Below are 3,102 nucleotides of genomic sequence, written 5' to 3' on the forward strand. Positions count from 1 at the left end.
CTGCAGATGAAGGACGAGCTCGTGCTCGCCAAGGGACACGTGGCCGCGAAGGGCAAGAAGGCCGGCATCGGCGCCGGCGTCGCGGTGGTGGGCCTGTTCTTCCTCGCGCTCATGGTGGTCGCCCTCGTGGTGACGTTGGTCGGCGCCTTCGCCGACCCGAGCTTCTGGTTCCCGGCGCTCATGGTGGCGCTCGCGTTTCTCGTGCTCGGCCTGATCTTCGCCGGCGTCGGCCTCGTGATGGTCAAGGGCGCCATGCCGCTCGTGCCGCAGGAGACCGTGCGCAACCTCGAGTACGACCTCGGCTACCTCAAGGAGGGCAACGCCTTCGACCCGGCCGAGTACGACCGCCTCAAGGCGGAGCGCGCCGAGGCCAAGCGTGTCGAGGCCGCCCGTGAGGCCGAGCGGAAGAAGGTGGAGAAGGAGGAGAACAAGAAGGCCCGCAAGAACGGCGCGTCCACGCGCACGAGCACGATCTGCGGATCCTCGGGGCTCGAGCCCTCACCGAAGAAGGCCTCGGTGGCCGGGTTCCAGAACTCCTTCTTGCGCGCGTCGTCGCGGACGAGCTGACCGTGGCCCGCGAGGGAGGCCCAGAAGTCCTTGTCCTGCACGGCGACGTTGACCGGGCGCTGCGGAGCGTCCGCGGCGACGTCGGAGGTGGCGCGCGTGAGGAACCAGAGCGTGCCGCCGTCCTCGGCCTGTTGCAGGCCCATCGGGCGGGTGACGAGCGTGCCGTCCCGCTCAGCGGTGGTCAGCATGCAGACGTTCACCTTCGCGAGCTTCTCGAGCAGACGGGCGCGGGGATCCTGGGTGCCCATGGCGTGACTCCTTCGTCGTCGGGTGCCGGCGCCCTGATGTGGCCACCGGCTCGTACCACCGACCCTAGGTGTAGGAGGGCATGACGTTGTTGACTCGGGTCGGTGCCAGTGAGGCCGGAGGAGCGTTCCCGCAGGAGGTATGAGGCCGATGGTAGTTGTAGTGGTTCACCCACACCTGCAGGGCCTCACGCCGAGCTTTCTCTGAGGTATACGGGCGGGCGTAGAGGACCTCGTCCACCATCAGCCGGTTGTACCGTTCGACCTTCCCGTTATGGCGCGGGGTGTAGGGCCGGATCCGGTGGTGCCGGCCCCCGAGCGAGACCACCTTGGCGGTGAAGTCCACGGCCCGGTAGTTGTTCCCGTTGTCCGTGACCACCCTGTCGACGGTGATGCCGTGGGCGGCGAAGAACGCCCGCGCCCGGCAGAAGAACCCGATCGTGGTCACCGCTTTCTCGTCCTCCAACGCCTCGGTGTACGCCAGGCGGGTGTGAGCCGCCCCCTTCATTCGGTCCGGACGTTCTGTGAGTCGTCGGTTTCCATTTGATGGGTGCACTGCCGAGCGTACTCGGCTGGGGTTAGGTAGCCGAGCGAGGAGTGCCGGCGGTGGTGGTTGTACTCGTCCTTCCAGTCGCCGATGATGACCTGTGCGTGCAGCAGCGAGTAGAAGCTGTTGATGTTGAGGCACTCGTCGCGGATCCGGCTGTTGAACGACTCGACGTACCCGTTGCGCCACGGCGAGCCCGGAGGGATGTAGGACAGGCCGGTGCGGGTGCCGGCCCAGTCGGCCATCGCCTCGCTGATGAACTCCGGCCCGTTGTCCGACCTGAGCACCGCCGGGGCGCCCCGGGCGGCGACGAGGTCCTCGAGGTGGGCGGTGAGTCGGTCGGCGGTAATCGAGCGCTCCACGAGGCCGCCGATGCACTCCCGGGTGTGTTCGTCGACGATCGAGCAGATCTTGATCGGTCGTCCGTGCTCGTCGGCGTCGAACTGGAAGTCCACCGCCCACACCACGTTCGGCGCGTCCGCCGTCGGCGCGTCGACGGTCGAGGACCCGACGCGCTTGCGTCGACGCCGCTGCGGGACCCGGAGCCCTTCGTCACGCCACAGGCGTTGGATCTTCTTGTGGTTCACCACCCACCCCTCGGCGCGGGCGTCGTGATACGCCCGCCGATACCCGTAGCGGGGATGGTCCTTCGCCCAGGCGCGCAGCCACTCCCTGAGCGCCCGATCCGGGTCCGCGACCGTGTCGCCCTTGAGCGGTCGCCGGTACGCGGAGCGGCTCAGCCCGACCAGACGGCACGCCATCCGTTCGCTCACCCGCAACTTGCGCTTGAGGTGATCGACGGCGGCGCGGCGCCTGTCCGGGCTTAGAAGTTTCCCTCAGCCAGCTCCTTGAGCGCGGCCTTCTCCAGCTCCGCTTCCGCGAGCAGACGCTTCAGGGTCGCGTTCTGCTTCTCCAGCTCCTTCAGGCGCTTTGCGTCGTCGGCCTTGAGGCCGCCGTACTGGTTCCGCCACCGGTAGTACGTCTGCTCGGACACCCCGAGCTCCCGGCACACCGCCGCGACGTCCTGACCATCGGCGAGCATCCTGTCGGCCTGCCCGAGCTTACGGACGACCTGCTCGGGGGTGTGACGCTTCCTGCTGTTCGTCATGATCTGACCAGTCTCCCTGCCCGCGACCGCGGGCAACAGGACGACTCTCATAACGACTGGACCTACGAAACGGGGTCAGCCCACGAGGACATCTTTGGTGCAGGGATAATCATGGAGATGAAGGCGATGCTGATCGTCCAAGGTGGTCCGAACCTCTGCAACGACATCGCGCACGGTCTCCTCGATGACAACTCGGCGTGGAGCTACTCGGCGCTCTACATGTGGTGGTTCTGTCTGAGGCTGGTGACGTGGCCGGTCATCGAGATGATTAGCCGCGCTCGGACCCAGTCAGCAGAGTCTGGCTGAGACCCGAAGGCGAAGGGCACTGGCGGCAACCTCGTTCCGTCGGGCGCGGGTGTCTCGTGACCCAGATGTCTCTAGGGGTCTGAATGCGGTGAAGTTCAGATCTAACGTACAACTATTGCACAATCGGACTTCTGTTTCGATAGACATGGCTAGCGGCTAAAGAAAGACTGATCCCATCGGTATACTTGGTGTTGTCTAGAATCTCTCCGGCCGCCATCCCGATAGATATTTATCCACGAGTTTAAAAACATTGTCATCACCCAGATTCTTGCGCACGTTACGCGCGACCTCTTCGACTGTGATTTCAGATTCGAATAGCTCGACGAGAG

At 65.4% G+C, this 3,102-nt stretch carries 3 protein-coding genes and 2 pseudogenes; 2 read left to right on the forward strand and 3 right to left on the reverse strand.

The features are described from left to right. Positions 1-6 precede the first annotated feature (6 nt). Positions 7-567, forward strand: a complete 561-nt coding sequence (locus AB0L75_RS44005) for a phage holin family protein (protein ID WP_365191916.1) — start codon at positions 7-9, stop codon at positions 565-567. Here AB0L75_RS44005 and AB0L75_RS44010 read toward each other — a convergent pair. From AB0L75_RS44010 to AB0L75_RS44020, 3 genes and pseudogenes are all read right to left on the reverse strand, one after another. Continuing rightward, a pseudogene (locus AB0L75_RS44010) lies at positions 510-815 on the reverse strand (pyridoxamine 5'-phosphate oxidase family protein); the annotation flags it as partial. The gene AB0L75_RS44005 and the pseudogene AB0L75_RS44010 overlap by 58 nt on opposite strands. A 64-nt stretch (positions 816-879) precedes the next feature. Continuing rightward, positions 880-1,302: pseudogene (locus AB0L75_RS44015) on the reverse strand (integrase core domain-containing protein); the annotation flags it as partial. Positions 1,303-1,316: 14 nt separating this feature from the next. Beyond that, positions 1,317-2,467 (reverse strand): IS3 family transposase gene (locus tag AB0L75_RS44020; RefSeq protein WP_098471310.1). Its coding sequence is split into 2 segments (ribosomal slippage): positions 1,317-2,197 and positions 2,197-2,467, totalling 1,152 coding nucleotides; the frame shifts between segments, so codons are not numbered across the junction. Here AB0L75_RS44020 and AB0L75_RS44025 point away from each other — a divergent pair. Then, positions 2,444-2,773: a DUF4209 domain-containing protein gene (locus AB0L75_RS44025; RefSeq protein ID WP_365191915.1), complete on the forward strand. Its 330-nt coding sequence runs from the start codon at positions 2,444-2,446 to the stop codon at positions 2,771-2,773. The genes AB0L75_RS44020 and AB0L75_RS44025 overlap by 24 nt on opposite strands. Positions 2,774-3,102 lie beyond the last annotated feature (329 nt).

The sequence above is a fragment of the Streptomyces sp. NPDC052101 genome (assembly GCF_040680235.1).
Lineage (GTDB): Bacteria > Actinomycetota > Actinomycetes > Streptomycetales > Streptomycetaceae > Streptomyces.